Here is a 24265-nt window from a genome sequence, read left to right as displayed (position 1 = left end):
ATCAAACAATGGTCAATTCCTACAGGTAACTAAAGGCGAGATTATAGGTGGGAAAACGGCGTGCACCTAGAAAAGCAAGCCGCCAAAAATGCAAACTTAAGTTAAGTGATGCAGAAATGAGACTACTCAAGTGCTGCAAGGATAGAACAATGAGTAGCATCATCGTCCGTATGACCGCAGCAAGCATCATTGATCTTCTTCAAAGCTCGACGAATTTTCGTTAGCTCGTTAATTTTTCCATCAATCAGCTCTAACTTAGCAGAAGTAATAGCTTTAACCTCTGCACAGCTGTGTTCTGTTGCTTCTAGTTTGATTTCTAGTAGCTCTTTAATCTCATCCAAGCTCAGGCCCAGCTCTTTACCTTTAAGGATGAAGTGTACCTGCTTTTGATTCTCTTCATTGTAGAGACGATAACCTGATTCACTTCGACCTGCGGGCTTTATCAGCGCGTTTTTCTCATAAAAACGCAGCGTATCTGCCGTCACACCACAACGTTTTGCCAGTTCACCTATCTGAAACATAACTTTCCCTATTAACTATCTCGTTACTTTTAAAGCTAAAGAACCTCTTTTTCACAATTATTTTTGAGATGCCAAACGATTGCGCGAGCTTTTTTGTAATAAATTGGTTAGAATACGCGCCATCAAATGTGGAGACTGTTTTCTAACCAGAAAACATCCGGCAAAGGTCTTTACCAAAACTGGCCAATATTTTACCCCAAGAGGTAAAAACAAGTTCATTTTTGGCAAACATCTTTAACTCCGTGAATTTGAGGAAAATGGAAGCATGAATAACGCTCGTCCTATTCGCCGTGCGCTTATCAGCGTATCAGACAAAACAGGTATTGTTGAGTTTGCACAAGCTCTTGCTGAGCGCGGTGTCGATATCCTATCTACTGGTGGTACAGCACGCCTACTTGCCGAACAAGGCATCGCAGTAACAGAAGTCTCTGACTACACAGGTTTCCCAGAAATGATGGACGGCCGCGTTAAAACGCTTCACCCGAAAGTTCACGGTGGTGTGCTTGGTCGTCGTGGTCAAGATGACGACGTGATGGCAAAACATGGCATCAATCCAATCGACATGGTCGTTGTTAACCTATACCCATTCGCAGAAACCGTTGCAAAAGAAGGCTGTACACTAGCTGACGCGGTTGAAAACATCGATATCGGCGGCCCAACGATGGTTCGCTCTGCAGCGAAAAACCACAAAGACGTGACTATCGTTGTGAACGCTCATGATTACGACCGCGTTATCGCTGAAATGGACGAGAACGAGAAATCTCTAACACTAGAGACTCGTTTCGACCTTGCTATCGCAGCATTTGAACACACTGCGGCTTACGATGGCATGATCGCAAACTACTTCGGCACCATGGTTCCATCTTACGGTGAGAACAAAGAAGGTGATGAAGAGTCTAAATTCCCACGTACTTTCAATCAGCAATTCGAGAAGAAGCAAGACATGCGCTACGGTGAGAACAGCCACCAAGCCGCAGCTTTCTACGTGGAAGCCAATCCACAAGAAGCGTCTGTTTCTACTGCTCGCCAAATCCAAGGTAAAGCTCTTTCTTACAACAACATCGCAGACACGGACGCCGCACTTGAGTGTGTGAAAGAGTTCAACGAGCCAGCATGTGTGATCGTAAAACACGCGAACCCATGTGGTGTAGCTCTGGGTAAGGACATTCTAGAAGCGTACAACCGCGCTTACCAAACTGACCCAACATCAGCGTTCGGCGGCATCATCGCATTCAACCAAGAGCTAGATGCTGAAACAGCAACCGCTATTGTTGAGCGTCAATTCGTTGAAGTAATCATTGCTCCCTCTGTTTCTGCTGAAGCGATTGAAGTCGTTGCGGCGAAGAAGAACGTACGTCTACTAGAGTGTGGCGAGTGGTCAACGAAGACAACGGGCTTTGACGTGAAACGCGTCAACGGTGGTCTACTGGTTCAAGATCGCGACCAAGGCATGGTAAGACTAGACGACCTTAAAGTGGTTTCTAAGCGTCAACCGACAGAAGAAGAGCTGAAAGATGCGCTGTTCTGCTGGAAAGTAGCGAAATACGTGAAATCTAACGCGATCGTTTACGCAAAAGGCGACATGACTATCGGTGTGGGCGCAGGCCAAATGAGCCGCGTTTACTCAGCGAAAATTGCCGGCATCAAAGCCGCAGATGAAGGCTTAGAAGTTGCCGGTAGCGTAATGGCATCTGACGCTTTCTTCCCATTCCGCGACGGTATCGATGCCGCAGCAGAAGCCGGCATTAAGTGCGTAATTCAACCAGGTGGCTCTATGCGTGACGACGAAGTTATCGCAGCAGCAGATGAGCACGGTATGGCGATGATCTTCACGGGTATGCGTCACTTCCGCCACTAATTTCCTCATCGTATTTGGCACTGTGGCATTGTTAACTGCTTTCGGCCACCCCGGTTACGTAGCTGGCTATGTTTCCGGGATGGGCTCAATTGCTGCCTAGCCACATCATCAAATACTTTGAGTAAACAGTATTTATAAGATTAAGGATTTTCATATGCGAGTTTTAATCATTGGTTCAGGCGGTCGTGAACATGCGCTAGGCTGGAAAGCAGCGCAAAACCCAAATGTTGAGACTATTTTCATTGCTCCAGGCAACGCAGGTACGGCACTAGAGCCAAAACTAGAGAACGTAAACATCGATGTAGAAGACATCGCTGGCCTTGTTGCTTTCGCCAAAGAGAAGGCGATTGAACTGACTATCGTTGGCCCTGAAGCACCACTGGTTATTGGTGTGGTGGATGCGTTCCGCGAAGCGGGCTTACCAATCTTTGGCCCTACCCAAGCCGCAGCGCAGCTTGAAGGCTCTAAAGCGTTTACTAAAGACTTCCTTGCTCGTCACCAAATCCCAACCGGTGCATACGCAAACTTCACAGAAATTGAACCAGCGCTTGCTTACGTGCGTGAGCAAGGTGCGCCGATTGTGGTGAAAGCCGACGGCCTTGCGGCTGGTAAAGGCGTGATTGTGGCAATGACGCTAGAAGAAGCCGAAGACGCAATCAAAGACATGCTAGCTGGCAACGCATTTGGTGACGCAGGCAGCCGCGTGGTTATCGAAGAGTTCCTAGATGGCGAAGAAGCAAGCTTCATCGTGATGGTGGATGGTGAGAACGTTCTGCCAATGGCCACCAGCCAAGACCACAAACGCGTAGGTGACAAAGATACAGGTCCTAACACTGGTGGCATGGGCGCGTACTCGCCAGCTCCTGTGGTAACACCAGAAATTCACAACCGCATCATGGAAGAAGTCATTTACCCAACGGTACGTGGCATGGCGTCTGAAGGTAACCCATACACAGGTTTCCTATACGCGGGTCTGATGATCGACAAAGATGGTACGCCTAAAGTGATCGAGTACAACTGCCGCTTCGGTGATCCAGAGACACAACCAATCATGATGCGTATGGAATCGGATCTGGTTGATCTTTGCTTGGCTGCGATTGACCAAAAACTGGATCAAGTTGAATCAAAATGGGATCCACGTGCGTCGATTGGTATCGTACTCGCAGCCGGTGGTTACCCAGCAGCGTACAACAAAGGCGATGTGATCTCTGGTCTGCCACAAGTTGAAATTGAAGGCGAGAAAGTCTTCCACGCGGGTACAGACAATAAAGATGGCAACATCGTAACAAACGGCGGTCGTGTTCTTTGTGCAACCGCACTTGGCAATAGCGTATCAGAAGCGCAGCAACGCGCTTACGAGCTTGCGAAACAGATCAGTTGGGACGGCATGTTCCATCGCAGTGACATCGGCTACCGTGCGATTGCACGTGAGCAAGAAAAATAAAAACAACTTAAGTTGGCTAAAAAACAAAAGGCGCATTCAGCGCCTTTTTTATTACTCTGTCAGTTAGTAAGTCTCACCAAGCTTACTCAGCGAGTAATGCTGGTCGTGGTACACAATCAAAGTCATCATCATTGAGCATCAACAGTTCATCAACCGTTGCTTTATTTCGTGACTGCTTGCCGACAAAAGCCACGTAACTGTCTACAGATGAGAGACGCTCGATAATAAATTTTGGCAACGTCTGATTAAACTCGAGTGTCGAGAACGCTTTACCTTTGCAGGTTTCAAACGATTGGCCATTCCAATAACCTTGAATGAGGCTCTGACTGTTACGAGACTGCGCCTTAACCGACGCGACTACATCATTCGCTTCTGTCTTGTAACGTTCTAATTGTTCATGCTGAAGTGGTAAGACTTTACGATTAACGCGATATTGTTGGTAAACCGCTTCGCCATCTTTATTAAAACGGATGTGGATTTGAAAAGGCACCAACTCTTGCTTGGTATCAACTTGCTCACCTTTTCGAATCAACTCTCGAAGCTCACCTTCATCCCAACGGTAGTCACTTTGAAACCAGCCATTATCCCCCATCGTTACGTAATCAGCAGCCGTACTCACGCGAGTGAGTTTCTCAGTCATCCAGTACAAGCTACTTGCGTCTCCAGCAACTTTGCCGCCAGAGAAGTGAGTGAATTGTTCTAAATTAGGAGTTTCAACCGACGAACAGCCAAAAAGGGTAAAGCTAGATAAGAGAAGTGAAGCGAGTAGATGTTTTTTCATGAAGTTGCACCGAGGCAGGATACCTCGGTGCATTCTAACTTAGTTTACTGATTCTTTCAGCGCTTTACCTGCTACGAATGCAGGTACGTTAGCTGCTGCGATTTGAATCTCGTCACCAGTCTTAGGGTTACGACCAGTACGTGCAGCGCGGTGGTTTACTTTGAATGTACCAAAACCAATTAGTTGAACTTGGTCACCCTCTTTAAGTGCACCAGTTACACCATCAAGAGTCGCTTCAAGAGCAGCTTTTGCTTGTGCTTTTGATAGGTCTGCTTTCTCTGCGATAAAGTCGATTAATTGGGTCTTGTTCATTAGGTTTCCCTTCTCATAGGTTATCGAATTCGTCTCACTCTAAAACATAAATGCCCCATCTGGCAAAGGTTTGTAAGCGATCTTTCGATTTTCTGACGTACTTTTAGCCATAATATGAGTAATAACTCACAATTTGTTACCACATACCCCCTGAAAACCCTTGCTTTCCAAGGTATTTGGACCAATTTATAAGGCACTTTTGCGGTTATAATAGCTGCAAATAACCATTATCAAACTACATTCAAGGGCAACTATGCTGCTGTTATCCATTTATATCTCTATTGCAATCGGCATTTCGTTTATCTGTTCGGTGCTGGAGGCGGTACTGCTGAGTATCAGTCCGAGCTACATTGCGCAGCTCAATCAACAGGGGCATCCCGCAGCTGGGCAACTGGCTAAGCTAAAATCAGATATCGACCGACCATTGGCATCCATTCTAACTCTAAATACCATTGCTCATACCATCGGCGCGGCCACTGCTGGTGCACAAGCTGCGGTGGTATTTGGTAGCGAAGCGTTAGGTATCTTTTCGGCAGTGCTCACACTGGCGATCTTGGTACTTTCAGAGATCGTACCGAAAACAATTGGCGCAACTTACTGGCGTCAATTGGCGCCAACCGCGGCAGTCGCATTACGCTGGATGGTATGGGCGTTAACGCCATTCGTATGGTTTTCAGAGCAAATCACCAAGCGTCTTGCTCGTAACCACGAAGCTCCGAAAATGCGTGATGAACTGTCTGCAATGGCGATTCTGGCACGTGAAAGCGGTGAATTTGCCGAGGGTGAATCAAAAATATTAAGCAACTTGCTTGGCATCCAAGATGTACCTGTAACGCAGGTTATGACGCCACGTCCTGTGGTATTCCGTATTGATGCCACGATGACCATCAATGAGTTCCTAGAAAAACACAAGGATACACCTTTCTCCCGCCCATTGGTTTATAGCGAGCAGAAAGACAATATCATTGGTTTTGTGCACCGCCTTGAGTTGTTCAAACTCCAACAATCAGGTTGTGGACAGAAACAACTGGGAGCAATCATGCGCCCGATTCAAGTGGTGCTAAACAACACGACGTTACCGAAAGTGTTTGACCAGATGATGACTCATCGCCTACAGCTGGCACTTGTCGTTGACGAATACGGTACTGTGCAAGGCTTGGTGACGTTGGAAGATATCTTTGAACACCTCGTGGGTGAAGAAATCATCGATGAAGCGGATAAAAGTACCGACATGCAAGAGCTGGCTTACCAACGCTGGGAAAGTTGGAAAGAGATGCACGGCGTAATCGAAAGCCGCGATGACGATGAAGAAGAGGAAGAACTGGAGAAGCATCACAAGGAGCCAGAAACTCAAGAAGTGACAAAACCAGACTCTAAAGAATCGTAATCAGCATTGGGCATAACCGCTCAAACGCCCAAACAAAAAGGCATCCATTTAGGATGCCTTTTTTCTATCTATTCAACGATTAAAGTGCGATACCGATATTGCTCACGCCTTCTTCACGTAACTCTTCACGTAAATCTTTAATCAAGCTGATGTCACGCTCTACCGCTTCACGCAGTGGACGGAAAATAGCCCACTGCACGTCCCATTCTTCACATACGGCTTCATTTTCTTTCTGGTTGTCGTTGGTGATTGGCTCTGCACCTTGCGCTTGCTCTAGATCAGCAACGGTTTGTACCGACTGTTGGCTCACTTTAAGCATTGAATCGAAAAGGTAGTCGCGGTCCAATAGACCATGCAGTAACGTAGACAAACCCTGACACGCGTCCATCGCTGGGTAAACGCCGTAAAAATCGAACTCATCCGCACTTGGGAACAACTCTTCTAACTTCTCTAATTGACGTTCGAAGTTAATTTTCGCGTTCTTAACTGTCAAAATTTCCCATACACTATCAAGAATCGCTCGGTAAGCACGCGGGTCAGCAAATTCTGTGTTCTCACAAAACATCGCATAGTTTGGATACATGCGTTCACACAGACACGCCATAAAGGTAATTTGTTGCCAAGGTTCTAGTTTTTCTAAACGAACCTGAAGAGGATTCTTAAGCATAGTCACTCAATCATTGAAGAAAAAAACAGCGAAAGTGTACTTGATTCATCACAGGGAAAAAAGTTAATGCCGCATTCAAATCAGATTTTCCTGCTCTCAGAGCATCGTGACACCTACGAAACGTTATTGACGGAGAGAAAGCTACCAGATCTGAGCATCACTGATAAGCCAGAGGAAGCTCAAATAGTTCTTGCCGATCCGCCATTACTATCCAATAGATTAGACGAGTTTTCACAGCTTGGGTGGGTACAATCGACATTCGCCGGCGTCAATGCACTAATGCTACCTAACCTTCGTCAGGACTACACCCTGACCAATGTTCGAGGCATCTTTGGCCCACTGATTGCCGAATATGTGCTGGGGTACAGTATTGCCCATTACCGCCACTTCAACCGATACCACCAGCAACAACAAAACAAACGATGGCAGCCTCATCTCTATACATCATTACAAAGTAAAACCATGGTGATTCTCGGTACTGGTAGCATTGGGTGTTATTTGGGCAACGCAGCTAAAGCAATGGGAATAAAAACCATCGGTATGAACCGCACAGGTATTCCGACCTCAGGTGGTGAATTTAATCAGACCTTTCATATCAGTGAACTAAGTAAGGCATTTGAACAAGCCGACATTGTTGTGAATACCCTACCAAGTACACCGGAGACGCAACAGTTACTTAATCGTCAAACACTCAGCCATCTAAACAAGGCGTTATTATTCAACGTGGGTCGCGGCGACGTACTGGATGAGGCAGGGTTGCTCTTCGCTCTGAAAAACCGTTGGGTAGAACACGCCTTCTTAGATGTGTTTGAGCAAGAACCGCTATCGGTAGAACATCCGTTTTGGAAACTTCCGCAAGTAACCATCACCCCTCACATCGCGGCGTTAAGTTTCCCCGAGCAAGTGATCGAGATTTTTGCTGACAACTATCTACACTGGCGCGATGGATTTTCATTAAATTATCAAGTGGATTTCGAAAAGGGTTACTAAGAATGTCGTTAGACGAGCTATTGCAGCAAGTGAGGGCCTGCCAGATCTGCGCGGATAATTTACCTTTGGGCGCAAACCCTGTCGTACAAGCAGCAAAAGGGGCACGCATCCTAATCATCGGTCAGGCCCCAGGCACACGTGTACACAAAACTTCGATACCTTGGAATGACCCAAGTGGTGATCGATTACGCCAATGGCTCGATATCGACAAAGACGTTTTCTACGACCCAAATAAAATTGCCATTGTCCCAATGGGATTCTGTTATCCAGGCAAAGGGAACTCTGGTGATTTACCGCCTCGCAAAGAGTGTGCGCCCACTTGGCATAAAAAGATTCTTGAGCAGCTGCCCAATATAGAACTCACTCTACTAATTGGTCAGTACTCGCAGCAGTACTACCTGACCAATAAGCCCAAAACGCTCACGCAAACCGTTCAGCAATGGCAGGATTGGGAACCTGATTTTATCCCGCTTCCTCATCCTTCTCCACGCAATACATTGTGGTTAAAGAAGAATCCTTGGTTTGAATCTGAAGTCGTGCCATACCTTAAAAAACGCGTTCACTCGATGCTTTAGGTTACCCATGATCTAATTGCTTTTTTATCTGTACAAGAAAATAAGCACACAAACACAAAACCGATAAGCTGTTGTTTATAATAAGATAAAACAATAATCGTACAGACCAAATAGTAATTAGATCATAGTAGGCCAAATACTACTAGAGCTGTACAGCCTTGAGTTTCAGATAAAAAATTGAATTTTAGGTAAAAAAATACCGGCACTGAATGCCGGCATTTGATTGCAAAAAATCTAACTTACTTGTGGTATGGCTTAGATAACTCGTGTACCGCTTCCACAAACACGCCCGCGTTTTCTGGCGGTACATCCAAGTGGATACCATGGCCTAGGTTGAACACATGACCAGTACCCGTATCACCAAAGCCTTCTAGGATATCCGATACTTCTTCACGGATGCGCTCTGGTGAAGCGTAAAGCATGGATGGGTCCATGTTACCTTGCAGCGCCACTTTATCACCGATACGTGCTTTCGCGTCTGCAATGTTGATTGTCCAGTCTAGACCAACCGCATCACAGCCCGTTGCTGCGATTTGCTCAAGCCACATACCGCCATTCTTAGTAAACAGTGTGACTGGCACGCGACGACCATCGTTTTCACGAATCAGAGCATCTACAATCTTGTGCATGTATTGCAGTGAGAACAGGTTGTAGTCACGAGGCGTCAGTACGCCACCCCATGTGTCAAATACCATTACCGACTGCGCGCCTGCTTTAATTTGCGCGTTTAGGTACTCGATAACGCTGTCTGCTAGCTTATCTAGAAGTAAGTGCAGAGTTTGTGGTTCCGCGTACATCATCTTCTTGATCTTGGTAAACGCTTTAGAGCTACCACCTTCGATCATGTACGTCGCAAGAGTCCAAGGACTACCAGAAAAACCAATCAGCGGCACTTCACCCTTCAGGTCTTTACGGATCTGGCGTACTGCGTTCATTACGTATTGCAGTTCACCTTCTGGATCAGGCAAACCAATTTTTTCCACGTCAGCTTTGCATGTAATTGGGTTATCAAAAACAGGTCCTTCACCCGCAGCAAAACGCAAACCAAGCCCCATGGCATCTGGAATCGTTAAGATGTCCGAGAATAAGATCGCGGCATCAAGAGGAAAACGGCGTAATGGTTGAAGTGTCACTTCGGATGCTAATTCTGCATTTCGACACAAAGACATGAAATCACCCGCTTCTGCACGAGTCGCTTTGTATTCTGGTAGGTAACGACCTGCCTGGCGCATCATCCATACTGGCGTGTAATCTACCGGCTCTTTTAAAAGCGCACGCAGATAACGATCATTTTTTAATTCAGTCATTCCGTAATTCCAACTGTTAGGCTTTCTGTGAAAGGGGGTATTCTATCACTGATTTAAGTCCAATAGCTGTGTGCTTTGCAACCTGGATCAAGTTATTAACTTTTAAATCAATGCTTAATTTGCACCCAATCGGTATCAGTGTTAAAAATTTGTTCGCTAGCGAAAACTACAATTATAAACTGAGTACCCGGTACTCAGCATCTCATAACGACATCTTACTTACCCCCTCCCTCTCGGAGGGTTTTTTTATCTATTTATCAGATAATTAGAGTCTATATCTTTCAGCGTTTGTTCGATAAGCGCTCTTGCAATCGTTCCTTTAGGCGCAACAGGCGGCATCTCATCGATACCAAACCATTGTGCATCAGACAACTCAGTGTAGTCTGGAATTAACTCTCCCGATTCATAGTCAGCTAAAAACCCCATCATCATGCTCGATGGGAAAGCCCAAGGCTGGCTGCCAAAGTAACGAATATTTTTAACGAGAATTCCCGTTTCTTCATGAATTTCTCGAGCCACACACTCTTCCAATGTCTCACCGACTTCTAAGAAGCCAGCAATAACCGTATACATACCATTTCGATGCCTTGGATGTTGGGCTAATAAGATCTGATTTTCTTTACGTACAGCAACGATAATACACGGAAATATTCGAGGATAATGGAGGGTACGGCATTCGCCACACTGCATAGCTAACTGGTTATTATTAAGAAAGTTTCTTCCACCGCACTGTGGGCAAAAACGCAGACTTTGCGTCATGTGCCCATACTGAACCGCTTTACTTAACAACATAAATAATGGCTCAGGAAAATGCAGGCAGTCACGCAGTGAGACTAATGGTAGATCATGCTCCAGATCAGACAAATTAAGCCACATGACGGGCGAACCAGAATACTCACCAATGGGCCTTGCACTCACTTCAGGCAGTGATAACTGCTCTGCAGACCCGAAAGGCACAGCACCATCCACCAGCCAAATTTCACTTCCTGCAACAACACACCAGTATGCATTTATCGCGCGGTTAACATCACCTTTTCTTAACATTACACCATCCCTTTGCTTGAAGTTCGTTCATTTTACTGGCAATCTAATTTCATACTAGAGTTTGTCGTTAAGTAAATTCGCACTCTAAATTCTAGTAAGGACAAGAGTTTGTAATAACTTTACTAACTTTGCTTTGCAAAGGATACGTTCGCCAACAGGCGATCAGATCATGAGGGCATGGTCATGCTAAAAAAATTCAAACAAACACAAGACCAGTGGGGTGGCTCAAGTGATGTCATTGATCACTGGTTAGAGACAAGACAATCCCTGATTGTTGAATATTGTAAGCTTGCAGCACTGCAACCTTGTTCGAAAACCAATGTTATTGAACTCCCATCTCCTTCCGAATTGCAGGATTTCTGTCAGCATCTCGTTGATTACATCTCCGAGGGCCATTTTAAAATCTATGACATGGTTATGGATCGCTGGAAAGCGACTGGCTTTGTCGTGACCAATGAAATCAATCAAACTTATGGTCAAATAGTCCTGACAACTGAACCACTATTGAACTTTAACGATAAGTACTCAGAAGTTACTGAAGATGATGAATTAGATGATTTCGATTCTGATATGTGTCTCATTGGCGAAATTCTTGAGACTCGATTTGAAGTCGAGGACTATCTGATACAGCAGATCGCAGAAAGTCTGTCTATGCCCCCAGGGGCTTAGTGTTTGCGAATATTCAGAGACTGAAGGATAGAAAAGACTGACGATCATCGTCGGTCTTTTTTGTTTCTAGCCTTATCACTATTACCTTCTCTAAGAACCCTCTCGAAGAAAAAGGCAGGATAAAAACTAAAAAGGCACCCGAAGGTGCCTTTTTTCTTAAGCTTCTAATGATTACTCGTTAAATGGCTTACTCTTCAGAAGAGAAACCAGCGTTTAGAAGTGCCGCTAGGTTGTCCGTTGCTTGCTCAGCAGAAGGACCATCTTGCGCTTCAGAACGTTTAGCTTGACGCTCTTGGTGGTATGCGAAACCAGTACCAGCTGGGATCAGACGACCAACAATTACGTTCTCTTTCAGACCACGTAGGTCGTCACGCTTACCAGAAACTGCTGCTTCTGTTAGTACGCGAGTTGTCTCCTGGAACGATGCCGCAGAGATGAACGACTCAGTCGCTAGAGATGCTTTAGTGATACCTAGTAGTTCACGTTCGAAACGTGCAGGCTCTTTGCCTTCAGCTTCTAGGTTACGGTTAGCAATCTTAACTTGTGAGTACTCAATCTGCTCACCAGGTAGGAACTCAGAGTCACCAGAGTGAGTAATAGTACACTTACGTAGCATCTGACGAACGATAGTTTCAATGTGCTTATCGTTAATCTTAACGCCTTGTAGACGGTAAACTTCCTGTACTTCGTTAGCAATGTACTGCGTTACCGCGTGTACGCCACGTAGACGTAGGATGTCGTGTGGAGACTCTGGACCATCTGCGATCACGTCACCACGTTCAACTTTTTCACCTTCGAATACGTTCAACTGACGATGCTTAGGAATCATCTCTTCGTAAGCTTCACCGCTTTCACGTGTGATCACTAGGCGACGTTTACCTTTGGTCTCTTTACCGAAGCTCACAGTACCTGTGTGCTCAGCAAGGATTGCAGGCTCTTTCGGCTTACGTGCTTCAAATAGGTCAGCAACTCGTGGAAGACCACCGGTGATATCTTTGTTACCGCCAGACTTCTGAGGAATACGTGCTAGTGTCGCACCAACACCTACAGCTGCGCCATCTTCGATGTTCACAATCGCTTTACCAGGTAGGAAGTAGTGAGCTGGCATATCAGTACCAGGGATCATTACATCGTTACCTTGCTCATCAACAAGTTTGATAGCTGGACGCATATCTTTACCTGCTGAAGGGCGAGCTGCTGGGTCAGTTACTTCGCTTGAAGATAGACCAGTTAGGTCATCAGTTTGACGAGATACTGTTACGCCGTCGATCATATCTACAAACTGGATTCGACCTGCTACCTCAGTAATGATAGGTAGTGTGTGCGCTTCCCAGTTTGCAACTGTTTCGCCAGCTTGAACTGTATCGCCATCGCCTTTGCTTAGTAGCGTACCGTAAGGCAGTTTGTGTTTCTCTTTCGTACGACCAAACTCATCAATAATAGTTAGCTCTGTCGCACGAGAAGTGATAACGATCTTACCGTCATCTGCTAGTACAGATTTAGCGTTGTGTAGCTTGATAGAACCGTTGTTCTTAACTTGAACACTGTTCTCTGCCGCTGCTGTCGATGCTGCACCACCGATGTGGAACGTACGCATGGTAAGCTGTGTACCTGGTTCACCGATAGACTGAGCAGCGATAACACCTACTGCTTCACCTTGGTTCACTAGGTGACCACGTGCTAGGTCACGACCGTAACACTGTGCACAACAACCGAAGTCAGAATCACACGTTACTACAGAGCGCACTTTCATGCTGTCTACTGAGTTCTCTTCCATGATTTGACACCACTTCTCATCGATCAGGGTGTTACGTGGAATAAGAACGTCTTCAGTGCCAGGTTTTAGTACGTCTTCAGCAACAACACGACCAAGAGCAAGCTCAGAAAGTGCAACTTTAACATCACCACCCTCGATGTGAGGCATCATGTCAACACCCTCGTGAGTGCCACAGTCATGTTCAGTTACAACAACATCTTGAGCAACGTCTACCAGACGACGAGTTAGGTAACCCGAGTTCGCTGTTTTCAGTGCCGTATCCGCAAGACCCTTACGAGCACCGTGCGTTGAGATAAAGTACTGAAGTACGTTTAGACCTTCTTTAAAGTTCGCTGTGATCGGCGTTTCGATGATTGAGCCATCTGGACGCGCCATCAGACCACGCATACCCGCAAGCTGACGAATCTGTGCTGCAGAACCACGAGCGCCCGAGTCCGCCATCATGTAGATGCTGTTGAATGACTCTTGCTGTTCCTCTTCACCGTCACGGTTAACTACCGTTTCAGATGAAAGGTTTTCCATCATTGCTTTCGCAACACGGTCGTTGGTCGATGCCCAGATATCGATAACTTTGTTGTAGCGTTCGCCCGCAGTAACAAGACCTGATTGGTACTGTTCCTGGATTTCACGTACTTCTTCTTCCGCTTCTGCGATTTCAGTGTACTTAGCTGCTGGTACAACCATATCGTCGATACCAACAGATACACCAGAAAGTGCCGCGTACGCAAAACCGGTGTACATGATTTGGTCAGCGAAGATTACTGTGTCTTTCAGACCTAGTTTACGGTACGCCTCGTTAAGTAGGTTAGAGATTTGCTTCTTACCTAGCTTTTGGTTAACGATGCTGTACGGTAGACCAGCTGGCACGATTTGCCATAGCATTGCACGACCAACAGTGGTGTCTACCATCTTGGTTTCTGTAGTGCTGTTGCCGTCTTCGTCTACAACAGTTTCTGTAATACGTACTTTAACGCGTGCGTGAAGCTCAGCTTGTTTAGTGCGGTATGCTTTCTCAGCCTCTTCTGGGCCAGAAAGGTACATGCCTTCACCTTTCACGTTGATCTTTTCACGAGTCATGTAGTACAGACCCAATACAACGTCCTGAGAAGGTACGATGATCGGATCACCTGACGCTGGCGACAGAATGTTGTTTGTCGACATCATCAGAGTACGAGCTTCAAGCTGAGCCTCTAGAGTTAGAGGTACGTGAACCGCCATTTGGTCACCATCGAAGTCCGCGTTGTACGCCGCACATACAAGTGGGTGTAGCTGAATCGCTTTACCTTCGATTAGTACTGGTTCGAACGCCTGGATACCGAGACGGTGAAGTGTCGGTGCACGGTTCAATAGTACTGGGTGTTCACGGATTACTTCGTCTAGGATATCCCAAACGACCGCTTCTTCACGCTCTACCATTTTCTTAGCAGCTTTGATTGTAGTCGCAAGACCACGAGTCTCTAGCTTGCTGTAGATGAATGGTTTGAATAGCTCAAGTGCCATCTTCTTAGGAAGACCACACTGGTGTAGACGAAGGTATGGACCTACTGTGATTACAGAACGGCCAGAGTAGTCTACACGTTTACCTAGAAGGTTCTGACGGAAACGACCTTGTTTACCCTTGATCATATCAGCAAGAGATTTCAGAGGACGCTTGTTAGAACCTGTGATCGCACGACCACGACGACCGTTATCTAGTAGCGCATCAACAGACTCTTGCAGCATACGTTTTTCGTTACGTACGATGATGTCCGGAGCAGCGAGCTCTAGAAGACGCTTCAAACGGTTGTTACGGTTGATCACACGACGGTATAGATCGTTTAGATCAGAAGTCGCAAAGCGACCGCCATCTAGTGGTACTAGAGGACGTAGATCTGGCGGAAGTACTGGAAGTACAGTCAGGATCATCCACTCTGGGTTGTTACCCGATGCGATGAACGCTTCTACCAGCTTAAGACGCTTAGTTACTTTCTTACGCTTAGTTTCAGAGTTTGTTGTCTCTAACTCTTCACGCATTTGTTCTGCTTCAGCGTGCATATCCATAGAACCTAGTAGGTCCTTGATAGCTTCTGCACCCATCTTAGCAGTGAACTCGTCACCCCACTCTTCTAGACGATCTAGATACTCTTCTTCAGTAAGCATCTGACCTTTTTCTAGATCAGTCATACCTGGTTCTGTTACTACGTACATTTCGAAGTAAAGAACACGTTCGATATCACGTAGAGGGATATCCATCAGTAGACCGATACGAGACGGTAGCGATTTTAGGAACCAGATGTGAGCTACTGGTGAAGCAAGTTCAATGTGGCCCATACGGTCACGACGAACTTTAGTTTGTGTAACTTCTACACCACACTTCTCACAGATAACACCACGGTGCTTCAGGCGCTTGTACTTACCACAAAGACATTCGTAGTCTTTAACTGGACCAAAGATACGCGCACAGAACAGACCATCGCGTTCAGGTTTGAACGTACGATAGTTGATCGTTTCAGGTTTTTTAACTTCACCAAAAGACCATGAACGGATCATGTCTGGTGAAGATAGACCGATTTTGATTGCATCAAATTCTTCGGTCTTATGCTGTGCTTTTAGAAAGTTTAATAAGTCTTTCACAATCAGCTCCTGTAAGGAGTTAAAAGGAGCTCACTCGCTAAAGTGAGCACCTTCTTCCAAATAATCGCTTTGATTCTCTCGACTTTCATCAAGAGAGAAAAGGATTACTCTTCGTCTTCTAGCTCGATGTTGATACCTAGCGAGCGGATCTCTTTCAACAGTACGTTGAACGATTCTGGCATGCCAGGTTCCATGCTGTGGTTACCGTCTACGATGTTTTTGTACATCTTAGTACGGCCGTTAACGTCATCCGACTTAACCGTTAGCATTTCTTGTAGCGTGTAAGCAGCACCGTATGCTTCTAGTGCCCATACTTCCATCTCACCGAAACGCTGACCACCGAACTGAGCTTTACCACCTAGTGGCTGCTGAGTTACTAGGCTGTACGAACCAGTTGAACGAGCGTGCATCTTATCATCAACAAGGTGGTTCAGTTTCAGCATGTACATGTAACCAACAGTTACAGGACGCTCAAACGCATCACCTGTACGACCATCAAATAGCGTTAGCTGACCTGATGTTGGTAGATCTGCTAGCTCAAGAAGTGCTTTGATTGACTCTTCTGGAGCGCCATCAAATACAGGAGTCGCGATTGGTAGACCGCCACGCAAGTTCTTGATAAGAGTACGTACTTCACCATCAGACAGAGAAGCAATATCTACTTTCTGGCGAGTGTCGCCTAGGTCGTAAACTTTTTGTAGGAACTCGCGGAATTTCGCTAGTTCTTGCTGCTCTTTAACCATCTGGTTGATCTTGTCACCGATACCTTTCGCTGCCAGACCTAAGTGTACTTCTAGGATCTGACCGATGTTCATACGCGAAGGTACACCCAGTGGGTTAAGTACGATGTCTACAGGCTGACCTTTTTCATCGTATGGCATGTCTTCAACAGGGTTGATCTTAGAGATTACACCCTTGTTACCGTGACGACCCGCCATCTTATCACCAGGCTGAATGCGACGTTTAACCGCTAGGTAAACCTTAACGATCTTCAGTACGCCAGGTGCTAAATCATCACCTTGAGTGATCTTACGACGCTTAGTTTCGAACTTCTTATCGAAGTCAGCTTTTAGCTCGTCCCACTGCTCAGCAAGTTGCTCAAGCTGAGTTTGTAGTGCGTCATCTTCTAGCGTTAGTTCTAGCCACTTCTTACGATCAGTCGTGTCTAGTTTCGCTTCAGAGTAACCGCCTTCAATCAATACAGCTTTAACACGGTTTAGAAGACCACCCTCAAGAATCTGGAATTCTTCAGTTAGGTCTTTCTTCGCTTCTTTAAGCTGCATCTGTTCGATTTCAAGCGCACGCTTGTCTTTCTCTACGCCATCGCGAGTGAAGACTTGAACGTCGATGATCGTACCTGATACAGAGTTAGGTACACGTAGTGAAGTATCTTTAACATCAGATGCTTTTTCACCGAAGATTGCACGTAGTAGCTTCTCTTCAGGCGTTAGCTGAGTTTCACCTTTAGGTGTTACTTTACCAACTAGGATGTCGCCACCCTTAACTTCAGCACCGATGTAAACGATACCTGACTCGTCTAGTTTAGACAGAGCAGATTCACCTACGTTTGGAATATCAGCTGTGATCTCTTCAGAACCAAGCTTAGTATCACGCGCCACACAAGTAAGTTCTTGAATGTGGATTGTCGTGAAGCGGTCTTCTTGAACTACGCGCTCAGATACTAAGATCGAGTCTTCGAAGTTGTAACCGTTCCAAGGCATGAACGCGATACGCATGTTTTGACCAAGCGCTAGCTCACCTAGGTCTGTCGAAGGACCATCAGCAAGCACGTCACCGCGTGATACAGGTTCACCTGGCATCACACATGGGCGCTGGTTAATACATGTGTTCTGGTTAGAACGTGTGTATTTAGTTAGGTTGTAGATATCGATACCAGCTTCACCTGGTACTAACTCTTCTTCGTTCACTTTAACAACGATACGAGAAGCATCTACTGACTGAATTACACCACCACGTTTCGCAACTGCAGTTACACCTGAGTCAACGGCTACGTTACGTTCAATACCAGTACCAACAAGCGGTTTGTCCGCTTTCAGTGTCGGAACTGCCTGACGTTGCATGTTCGCACCCATCAATGCACGGTTCGCATCATCGTGTTCTAGGAACGGGATAAGCGATGCAGCGATAGATACAACCTGGTTTGTCGCAACGTCCATGTACTGAGCGTGCTCACGAGGGTGTAGACCAGATTCACCTTTCTGACGAGCTGTGATCAGCTCATCTGCAAAAGTACCATCTTCGTTTAGCTTAGCGTTCGCCTGAGCGATAACGAATTGGCCTTCTTCGATTGCAGATAGGTAATCTACTTCGTCTGTTACTACGCCATCTACAACGCGACGGTATGGTGTCTCTAGGAAACCGTACTCGTTACAACGCGCAAACGCAGATAGAGAGTTGATCAGACCGATGTTTGGACCTTCAGGCGTTTCGATAGGACATAGACGACCGTAGTGAGTTACGTGTACGTCACGTACTTCGAAGCCAGCACGTTCACGAGTTAGACCGCCAGGACCCAATGCAGAAATACGACGCTTGTGCGTTACTTCTGATAGCGGGTTGTTTTGGTCCATGAACTGTGAAAGCTGTGAAGAGCCAAAGAATTCTTTAACTGCCGCAGAAATTGGCTTCGCGTTGATCAAGTCTTGAGGCATGATTGCGTCAAGATCGCCTAGGCTTAGACGCTCTTTAACTGCACGCTCAACACGTACTAGACCTACACGGAACTGGTTCTCAGCCATTTCGCCTACAGAACGGATACGACGGTTGCCTAGGTGGTCGATATCGTCCACTTCGCCCTTACCGTTACGGATCGCGATCAGCTTCTTCATCACTTCGATGATATCAGTTTCATCAAGTGTGCCTTGCTCTTGAGCATCTTCACGGCCGATAGAGCTGTTGAACTTCATACGACCAACAGTCGATAGATCGTAACGCTCTTCAGAGAAGAATAGGCTTTCGAATAGAGCTTCTGCAGCTTCTTTTGTTGGCGGCTCACCAGGGCGCATCATGCGGTAGATTTCTACCAATGCAGAAATACGATCAACCGTGCTGTCGATACGTAGTGTTTCTGACATGAATGGACCGTGGTCTAGATCGTTCGTAAATAGAACTTCTAGCGCTTTGTGGCCAGCCTGAGATAGGTTCGCTAGTGCTTCCAGGCTGATTTCCTGGTTAGCGTTAACAATGATCTCGCCAGTTGCTTCATTGATGTAATCTTTTGATGCAACTTTACCTACGATGTACTCAACTGGTACTTCGATGTGATCAACACCATCTTTTTCTAGTTGGCGGATATGACGAGCTGTTACGCGACGACCTTGCTCAACGTAAACTTTACCATTCGCTTCGATGTCGAACGACGCAGTTTCACCACGTAGACGATCTGGAACCAACTCCATCAATAGAGTTTGGTCTTTCACTTCGAAGTTCACTTTCTCGAAGAAGAGATCTAGGATTTCTTCTGTCGACTTACCTAGTGCACGAAGGATGATCGATGCTGGTAGCTTACGACGGCGGTCGATACGAACGTACAAGTTATCCTTAGGATCAAACTCGAAATCAAGCCATGAACCACGGTAAGGAATAACACGTGCGTTGTATAAAACTTTACCTGAAGAGTGGGTCTTACCCTTATCGCTGTCGAAGAACACGCCTGGGCTTCGGTGCAGCTGGGATACGATAACCCTCTCGGTACCGTTAATTACGAAGGTACCATTGTCTGTCATGAGTGGAATTTCACCCATGTAGACTTCTTGTTCTTTAATGTCTTTTACAGTACCTGCTGGCGCGTCTTTATCAAAGATAACTAGGCGTAGTTTTACACGTAGTGGCTTTGAGTAAGTTACACCGCGGATTTGACATTCTTTAACGTCAAAAACTGGCTCACCAAGACGGTAGCTAACGTATTGCAGCTCAGAATTGCCGTTGTAGCTCTGAATCGGGAATACAGAACGGAAAGCGGCTTCAAGACCGTATTGACCTTCAGGATCCTGTTCGATGAATTTGTCGAACGAATCGAGCTGGATCGATAGCAGGTATGGAATGTCCAAAACTTGTGGACGAGTACCAAAGTCCTTACGGATGCGCTTTTTCTCGGTATAAGAGTAAACCATGGGGTTCCTCAGCTCGCTGATAAGTGACCCAAACTGTCCGCCCGCTCCTAGTTACTTAAGGGGGGGTAAGGGACAGTGACTAATATAGCTGTTTACTGTAGTGACATTTCATTTCGTAAGAATGAAATGTTTTTTGCATGGATATCAGGCGCTTAAACAGCGGGAAAATTCGCCTATACCCTACAGCGCAAAAAGGCCGGTGGTTAAAAAACCACCAGCCAATTAGCCGTTAGGCTAAGAAACTATGCAATAATTACTTAACAGCAACAGTTGCACCAGCTTCTTCTAGCTGAGCTTTAAGAGCTTCAGCTTCTGCTTTCTCAACACCTTCTTTAAGAGGTGCTGGAGCGCCGTCTACAAGAGCTTTAGCTTCTTTAAGACCTAGGCCAGTTGCGCCACGTACTGCTTTGATTACAGCAACTTTGTTACCGCCAGCAGCTTCTAGGATTACGTCGAATTCAGTTTGCTCAGCAGCAGCTTCACCGCCAGCAGCGCCGCCAGCTACAACAGCAGCAGCAGCAGAAACACCGAATTTCTCTTCCATTGCTTCGATTAGTTCAACAACTTGCATTACAGACATTTCTGCAACTGCGTCTAGGATTTGCTCGTTAGTAATAGACATAACAATTCTCTTTTAAGTCAACAATAAGTTTATTAAGCAACCAGTAAAAAGCAAGGCTTATGCCGCTGCTTCTTGTTTTTGATCGCGGATAGCTGCGATAGTACGCGCCAGCTTGCCAGCCGAAGCTTCTTTCATGCACATCATTAGGCGTGCAATTGCTTCGTCGTAAGTTGGTAGTGTTGCTAGTACTTCAGCGTCAGTTAAAGCGCCTTCATAAGCAGCAGCTTTGATCTCGAAATCTTTGTTCTCTTTAGCGAAGTCTTTGAAAAGACGCGCTGCAGCACCTGGGTGCTCATTAGAGAATGCGATTAGTGTAGGACCAGTGAAAGTGTCAGTTAGACACTCGTACTCAGTACCTTCAACCGCACGACGAGCAAGAGTGTTACGAACAACTCTCATGTAAACGCCAGCTTCACGAGCTTGTTTACGTAGAGAAGTCATCGCGCCAACTTGAACGCCACGAGAATCAGCTACAACTGCAGAAAGTGCACCACTGGCAGCTTCGTTGACTTCAGCAACAATTGCTTTTTTGTCTTGAAGGTTTAAAGCCATCTTGGATTTACTCCTGGTTGTCGTTACACCACTCACTATCATCACGACAGTGAGAGCTATTGAGGTGCTTCCCCAGAAGAAAGTTAACTATATTACATAGAGCTTTCTGTCAGTTCGGGCACCATCTACGTAGGATAATTAAGTTTGCTTTTACACAAACACCTACGGTCTTGGACGGAGACTGGGTCTTAATTCATTTCGAACTAGGAGACAGTTCAAAGAACCAAAGTTCAGCCCCAACCACAAATATTAGGCGCAAAATTATACACTAATTTTGCGCCTAAGCAAATAAATTATGCTTGAGTGTTCAGGCTAGCCTGATCAACAGCAACACCAGCACCCATAGTAGTAGAGATGCTTACTTTCTTCAGGAAAGTACCTTTCGCTGAAGATGGCTTAGCTTTCTTCAGAGCAACTAGAAGTGCTTCTAGGTTCTCTTTGATCTGCTCAGCAGAGAAGTTTGCTTTACCGATAGTAGTGTGGATGATGCCGTTTTTGTCGTTACGGTAACGAACCTGACCAGCTTTAGCGTTTTTAACTGCTTCAGCAACGTTAGGAGTTACAGTACCAACTTTAGGGTTTGGCATAAGACCGCGAGGACCTAGGATAGTACCTAGTTGACCTACAACGCGCATTGCATCTGGAGAAGCAACAACTACGTCAAAGTTCATTTCGCCTTTCTTAACTTGCTCAGCAAGATCTTCCATACCTACGATGTCTGCGCCAGCTTCTTTAGCTGCTTCAGCGTTAGCACCTTGAGTGAACACTGCAACGCGGATTTCGCGGCCAGTACCGTGAGGTAGTACAGTTGCACCACGTACGTTCTGGTCAGATTTACGAGCATCAATGCCTAGGTTAACAGCAACATCTACAGACTCAACGAATTTCGCAGTCGCTAGTTCTTGAAGAAGAGCTACAGCTTCGTTGATTTCGTATTCTTTAGTTACGTCAACTTTTTCGCGGATTACGCGCATGCGCTTAGTTAGTTTTGCCATCTTATTAACCCTCTACCACTAGGCCCATTGAACGAGCAGTACCAGCGATAGAACGCTTCATCGCTTCGATGTCAGCACCAGTCATATCAGCAGCTTTAGTTTCTGCGATTTCTTGGATTTGAGCGTCAGTTACAGTACCAACTTTTTCAGTGTTTGGACGACCTGAACCAGACTTAACGCCAGCAGCTTTCTTAAGAAGAACAGCAGCAGGTGGAGTCTTAGTTACGAACGTGAAAGAACGGTCGCTGTATACTGTGATAACTACTGGAGTTGGTAGACCTTTCTCAATAGATTCTGTTTTTGCGTTGAACGCTTTACAGAATTCCATGATGTTCACACCGTGTTGACCTAGTGCAGGACCTACTGGTGGACTAGGGTTAGCCATACCAGCAGCAACTTGTAGCTTGATGTAAGCTTCAACTTTCTTAGCCATGATAATTCCTAAGTTTGGGTACAAACGCTAATCGCGGATCAGCTCCCCGTTTGTGTAAGAAACTTTTTACTTCACTTGAAGTAAAAAGGCGCGAAATTATAGTCATAATCCGCGCCTTATACAACCCTAAAAAGGTGATTTTTTATACTCTTTAACGGAGAGTCTTAGTCCAGCTTTTCAACCTGACCAAATTCAAGCTCAACTGGTGTCGCACGACCAAAGATCGAGACAGACACTTTCAGGCGGCTCTTCTCGTAATCCACTTCTTCAACAGTACCGTTGAAGTCAGCAAATGGACCTTCGTTAACACGTACCACTTCACCCGCTTCGTACATTGTACGCGGACGAGGCGCTTCACTCGCTTTCTCAAGACGATTAAGAATCGCGTCAGCCTCTTTATCCGTGATAGGTGCCGGACGGTCTGAGGTACCACCAATGAAGCCCATGACACGCGGCACACTGCGTACTAGGTGCCATGATTCATCGTTCATAATCATCTGAACAAGGACGTAACCTGGGAAGAACTTACGCTCAGATTTGCGACGCTGACCCGCGCGCATTTCTACTACTTCTTCAGTAGGAACAAGTACTTCACCGAATAGCTCTTCCATGCCGTGCATTTTGATATGCTCGCGCAGAGATTGAGCTACACGACCTTCAAATCCAGAGAAGGCTTGAACCACATACCAGCGTTTTTTTGGAGCTTCACTCATGAATAAAAACCCTCTATACCCCAGTTGCTAGAGCTACTAGACGAACCATAATTCCGTCAATACCCCATAGCACTAGAGCCATTACAATACTTACAGCTAAAACGATCAGTGTTGTTTGCATGGTTTCTTGGCGAGTAGGCCAAACAACTTTACGTACTTCCATACGCGATTCTTTTGCAAAACTGATCGCTGCTTTACCTTTAGTCGTTGTTGCTGCAACGCCTAAGGCAGCTGCAATAAGAACAACAACGCCTGCAGCACGAACCACTACAGACATTTCACCATACAGGTAATTACCCACAACAGCGGCAGCTGCCAATACGAAAGCGGCTAACCACTTAAACGTATCTGCTGCGTTTGAGCTATCAGGAGTTTCAGCATTATTTGCTTTCATAAAACCAACCTGTTACAAGTCTTAATATAGACGACAACAACCCCGCTGTTGCAGGGCAAACTCCATATCGCTGAAAAAATCAGCGTACTCTTCTTAAGATTAAGCATCTTTGCTTAATCTTGCTCTGCGCCCAACCCACTTCTGAACAAGAAAACAGCAAAAATAATGTTGAGTGCAGAAAAAGGGCATCAAATGATGCCCTTTTTGCTACTGGTTCGTCAAATCTAATTCAAGATTTTCCGAAAGCATCGCTAATTCGCTATGAATTAGTCGAAGATCTTAGCAACAACACCAGCACCTACTGTACGGCCACCTTCACGGATCGCGAAACGTAGACCTTCGTCCATTGCGATTGGTGCGATTAGCTCAACAGTCATCTGTACGTTGTCACCTGGCATTACCATTTCTACGCCTTCTGGTAGCTGGATGTCACCAGTTACGTCAGTTGTACGGAAGTAGAACTGTGGACGGTAGCCTT

Annotated in this window: 20 protein-coding genes and 1 pseudogene; 6 read left to right on the top strand and 15 right to left on the bottom strand. The window is 45.9% G+C overall.

Annotated elements, in window-relative coordinates; genetic code table 11:
• Positions 1-122: 122 nt before the first annotated feature.
• Positions 123-521 carry a Zn(2+)-responsive transcriptional regulator gene (gene zntR / locus NL643_RS21945; protein WP_005397290.1) on the bottom strand — a complete coding sequence of 133 codons (399 nt, stop codon included), beginning with the start codon at positions 519-521 and terminating at the stop codon, positions 123-125.
• A gap of 265 nt (positions 522-786) precedes the next feature.
• Between zntR and purH the strand changes: the two genes are divergently transcribed.
• Both purH and purD read left to right on the top strand, forming a co-directional pair.
• On the top strand, positions 787-2379 hold the full coding sequence (purH, locus tag NL643_RS21940) for a bifunctional phosphoribosylaminoimidazolecarboxamide formyltransferase/IMP cyclohydrolase (RefSeq protein WP_253645185.1): 1593 nt from the start codon (positions 787-789) through the stop codon (positions 2377-2379).
• A 154-nt stretch (positions 2380-2533) separates the two neighbouring features.
• Positions 2534-3823: a phosphoribosylamine--glycine ligase gene (gene purD / locus NL643_RS21935; RefSeq protein ID WP_046874616.1), complete on the top strand. Its 1290-nt coding sequence runs from the start codon at positions 2534-2536 to the stop codon at positions 3821-3823.
• 82 nt (positions 3824-3905) lie between these two features.
• Here the strand turns inward: purD and NL643_RS21930 are convergent, their stop codons facing one another.
• Positions 3906-4604 (bottom strand): DUF1481 domain-containing protein, encoded by a 699-nt coding sequence (locus NL643_RS21930; protein WP_046874617.1) that lies wholly within the window; start codon positions 4602-4604, stop codon positions 3906-3908.
• A gap of 39 nt (positions 4605-4643) precedes the next feature.
• The gene (hupA, locus tag NL643_RS21925) at positions 4644-4916 is read right to left on the bottom strand and encodes a nucleoid-associated protein HU-alpha (protein ID WP_005382524.1); all 273 of its coding nucleotides are present in this window, start codon (positions 4914-4916) and stop codon (positions 4644-4646) included.
• Between the two features lie 253 nt (positions 4917-5169).
• Here hupA and NL643_RS21920 point away from each other — a divergent pair, with 253 nt between their 5' ends.
• Positions 5170-6303 (top strand): hemolysin family protein, encoded by a 1134-nt coding sequence (locus NL643_RS21920; protein WP_048625620.1) that lies wholly within the window; start codon positions 5170-5172, stop codon positions 6301-6303.
• Positions 6304-6382: 79 nt separating this feature from the next.
• Here NL643_RS21920 and NL643_RS21915 read toward each other — a convergent pair whose 3' ends face one another.
• Complete coding sequence (locus NL643_RS21915) at positions 6383-6970, bottom strand: YjaG family protein (protein ID WP_005382520.1); 588 nt, start codon at positions 6968-6970, stop codon at positions 6383-6385.
• Between the two features lie 66 nt (positions 6971-7036).
• Here NL643_RS21915 and NL643_RS21910 point away from each other — a divergent pair, with 66 nt between their 5' ends.
• The gene (locus tag NL643_RS21910) at positions 7037-7960 is read left to right on the top strand and encodes a D-2-hydroxyacid dehydrogenase (RefSeq protein WP_253645184.1); all 924 of its coding nucleotides are present in this window, start codon (positions 7037-7039) and stop codon (positions 7958-7960) included.
• A 2-nt stretch (positions 7961-7962) separates the two neighbouring features.
• A complete protein-coding gene (locus NL643_RS21905) occupies positions 7963-8535 on the top strand; it encodes a uracil-DNA glycosylase family protein (RefSeq protein ID WP_124009056.1) in 573 nt (190 codons plus the stop codon).
• A gap of 239 nt (positions 8536-8774) precedes the next feature.
• On the opposite strand, the gene hemE is transcribed toward NL643_RS21905, so the two are convergent.
• Both hemE and nudC read right to left on the bottom strand, forming a co-directional pair.
• A complete protein-coding gene (gene hemE, locus NL643_RS21900; RefSeq protein WP_253645183.1) occupies positions 8775-9842 on the bottom strand; it encodes a uroporphyrinogen decarboxylase in 1068 nt (355 codons plus the stop codon).
• A 246-nt stretch (positions 9843-10088) separates the two neighbouring features.
• The gene (gene nudC, locus NL643_RS21895) at positions 10089-10886 is read right to left on the bottom strand and encodes an NAD(+) diphosphatase (protein ID WP_253645182.1); all 798 of its coding nucleotides are present in this window, start codon (positions 10884-10886) and stop codon (positions 10089-10091) included.
• 177 nt (positions 10887-11063) lie between these two features.
• On the opposite strand from nudC, the gene NL643_RS21890 reads away from it, so the two are divergent.
• Positions 11064-11555 (top strand): Rsd/AlgQ family anti-sigma factor, encoded by a 492-nt coding sequence (locus NL643_RS21890; protein WP_031780615.1) that lies wholly within the window; start codon positions 11064-11066, stop codon positions 11553-11555.
• 187 nt (positions 11556-11742) lie between these two features.
• Here the strand turns inward: NL643_RS21890 and rpoC are convergent, their stop codons facing one another.
• The 9 genes and pseudogenes from rpoC to tuf all read right to left on the bottom strand — a co-directional run.
• A complete protein-coding gene (gene rpoC / locus NL643_RS21885) occupies positions 11743-15945 on the bottom strand; it encodes a DNA-directed RNA polymerase subunit beta' (RefSeq protein WP_005397277.1) in 4203 nt (1400 codons plus the stop codon).
• A 104-nt stretch (positions 15946-16049) separates the two neighbouring features.
• Complete coding sequence (rpoB, locus tag NL643_RS21880) at positions 16050-20078, bottom strand: DNA-directed RNA polymerase subunit beta (protein WP_253645181.1); 4029 nt, start codon at positions 20076-20078, stop codon at positions 16050-16052.
• A 253-nt stretch (positions 20079-20331) separates the two neighbouring features.
• Positions 20332-20700 carry a 50S ribosomal protein L7/L12 gene (gene rplL, locus NL643_RS21875; RefSeq protein ID WP_005397273.1) on the bottom strand — a complete coding sequence of 123 codons (369 nt, stop codon included), beginning with the start codon at positions 20698-20700 and terminating at the stop codon, positions 20332-20334.
• Between the two features lie 57 nt (positions 20701-20757).
• Positions 20758-21252 carry a 50S ribosomal protein L10 gene (gene rplJ, locus NL643_RS21870; RefSeq protein WP_005397270.1) on the bottom strand — a complete coding sequence of 165 codons (495 nt, stop codon included), beginning with the start codon at positions 21250-21252 and terminating at the stop codon, positions 20758-20760.
• Between the two features lie 293 nt (positions 21253-21545).
• Positions 21546-22247, bottom strand: coding sequence for a 50S ribosomal protein L1 (gene rplA, locus NL643_RS21865; protein WP_005384683.1), 702 nt, complete (start codon positions 22245-22247; stop codon positions 21546-21548).
• A 4-nt stretch (positions 22248-22251) separates the two neighbouring features.
• Positions 22252-22680, bottom strand: coding sequence for a 50S ribosomal protein L11 (rplK, locus tag NL643_RS21860; protein ID WP_005384682.1), 429 nt, complete (start codon positions 22678-22680; stop codon positions 22252-22254).
• Between the two features lie 164 nt (positions 22681-22844).
• Complete coding sequence (nusG, locus tag NL643_RS21855) at positions 22845-23393, bottom strand: transcription termination/antitermination protein NusG (RefSeq protein ID WP_005384681.1); 549 nt, start codon at positions 23391-23393, stop codon at positions 22845-22847.
• Between the two features lie 13 nt (positions 23394-23406).
• Positions 23407-23787, bottom strand: a complete 381-nt coding sequence (gene secE / locus NL643_RS21850; protein WP_005397258.1) for a preprotein translocase subunit SecE — start codon at positions 23785-23787, stop codon at positions 23407-23409.
• 266 nt (positions 23788-24053) lie between these two features.
• Positions 24054-24265 (bottom strand): annotated as a pseudogene (gene tuf / locus NL643_RS21845) (elongation factor Tu); the annotation flags it as partial.

Origin of the sequence: Vibrio sp. Y42_MX_L11, from assembly GCF_024181785.1 — a bacterium.
Lineage (GTDB): Bacteria > Pseudomonadota > Gammaproteobacteria > Enterobacterales > Vibrionaceae > Vibrio > Vibrio diabolicus.
The sequence above is the reverse complement of the archived record's forward strand: the minus strand, read 5'-3'. Positions and strand labels throughout refer to the sequence as shown.

Bases quoted from the DNA above. Each gene is read 5' to 3' on its own strand.
- zntR (WP_005397290.1), bottom strand. From the start codon at position 521: ATGTTTCAGATAGGTGAACTGGCAAAACGTTGTGGTGTGACGGCAGAT.
- rplJ (WP_005397270.1), bottom strand. From the start codon at position 21,252: ATGGCTTTAAACCTTCAAGACAAAAAAGCAATTGTTGCTGAAGTCAAC.
- NL643_RS21910 (WP_253645184.1), top strand. From the start codon at position 7,037: ATGCCGCATTCAAATCAGATTTTCCTGCTCTCAGAGCATCGTGACACC.
- rplK (WP_005384682.1), bottom strand. From the start codon at position 22,680: ATGGCTAAGAAAGTTGAAGCTTACATCAAGCTACAAGTTGCTGCTGGT.
- hemE (WP_253645183.1), bottom strand. From the start codon at position 9,842: ATGACTGAATTAAAAAATGATCGTTATCTGCGTGCGCTTTTAAAAGAG.
- rplL (WP_005397273.1), bottom strand. From the start codon at position 20,700: ATGTCTATTACTAACGAGCAAATCCTAGACGCAGTTGCAGAAATGTCT.
- rplA (WP_005384683.1), bottom strand. From the start codon at position 22,247: ATGGCAAAACTAACTAAGCGCATGCGCGTAATCCGCGAAAAAGTTGAC.
- NL643_RS21915 (WP_005382520.1), bottom strand. From the start codon at position 6,970: ATGCTTAAGAATCCTCTTCAGGTTCGTTTAGAAAAACTAGAACCTTGG.
- NL643_RS21930 (WP_046874617.1), bottom strand. From the start codon at position 4,604: ATGAAAAAACATCTACTCGCTTCACTTCTCTTATCTAGCTTTACCCTT.
- purD (WP_046874616.1), top strand. From the start codon at position 2,534: ATGCGAGTTTTAATCATTGGTTCAGGCGGTCGTGAACATGCGCTAGGC.
- secE (WP_005397258.1), bottom strand. From the start codon at position 23,787: ATGAAAGCAAATAATGCTGAAACTCCTGATAGCTCAAACGCAGCAGAT.
- hupA (WP_005382524.1), bottom strand. From the start codon at position 4,916: ATGAACAAGACCCAATTAATCGACTTTATCGCAGAGAAAGCAGACCTA.
- nudC (WP_253645182.1), bottom strand. From the start codon at position 10,886: ATGTTAAGAAAAGGTGATGTTAACCGCGCGATAAATGCATACTGGTGT.
- nusG (WP_005384681.1), bottom strand. From the start codon at position 23,393: ATGAGTGAAGCTCCAAAAAAACGCTGGTATGTGGTTCAAGCCTTCTCT.
- NL643_RS21905 (WP_124009056.1), top strand. From the start codon at position 7,963: ATGTCGTTAGACGAGCTATTGCAGCAAGTGAGGGCCTGCCAGATCTGC.
- NL643_RS21890 (WP_031780615.1), top strand. From the start codon at position 11,064: ATGGTCATGCTAAAAAAATTCAAACAAACACAAGACCAGTGGGGTGGC.
- rpoB (WP_253645181.1), bottom strand. From the start codon at position 20,078: ATGGTTTACTCTTATACCGAGAAAAAGCGCATCCGTAAGGACTTTGGT.
- NL643_RS21920 (WP_048625620.1), top strand. From the start codon at position 5,170: ATGCTGCTGTTATCCATTTATATCTCTATTGCAATCGGCATTTCGTTT.
- purH (WP_253645185.1), top strand. From the start codon at position 787: ATGAATAACGCTCGTCCTATTCGCCGTGCGCTTATCAGCGTATCAGAC.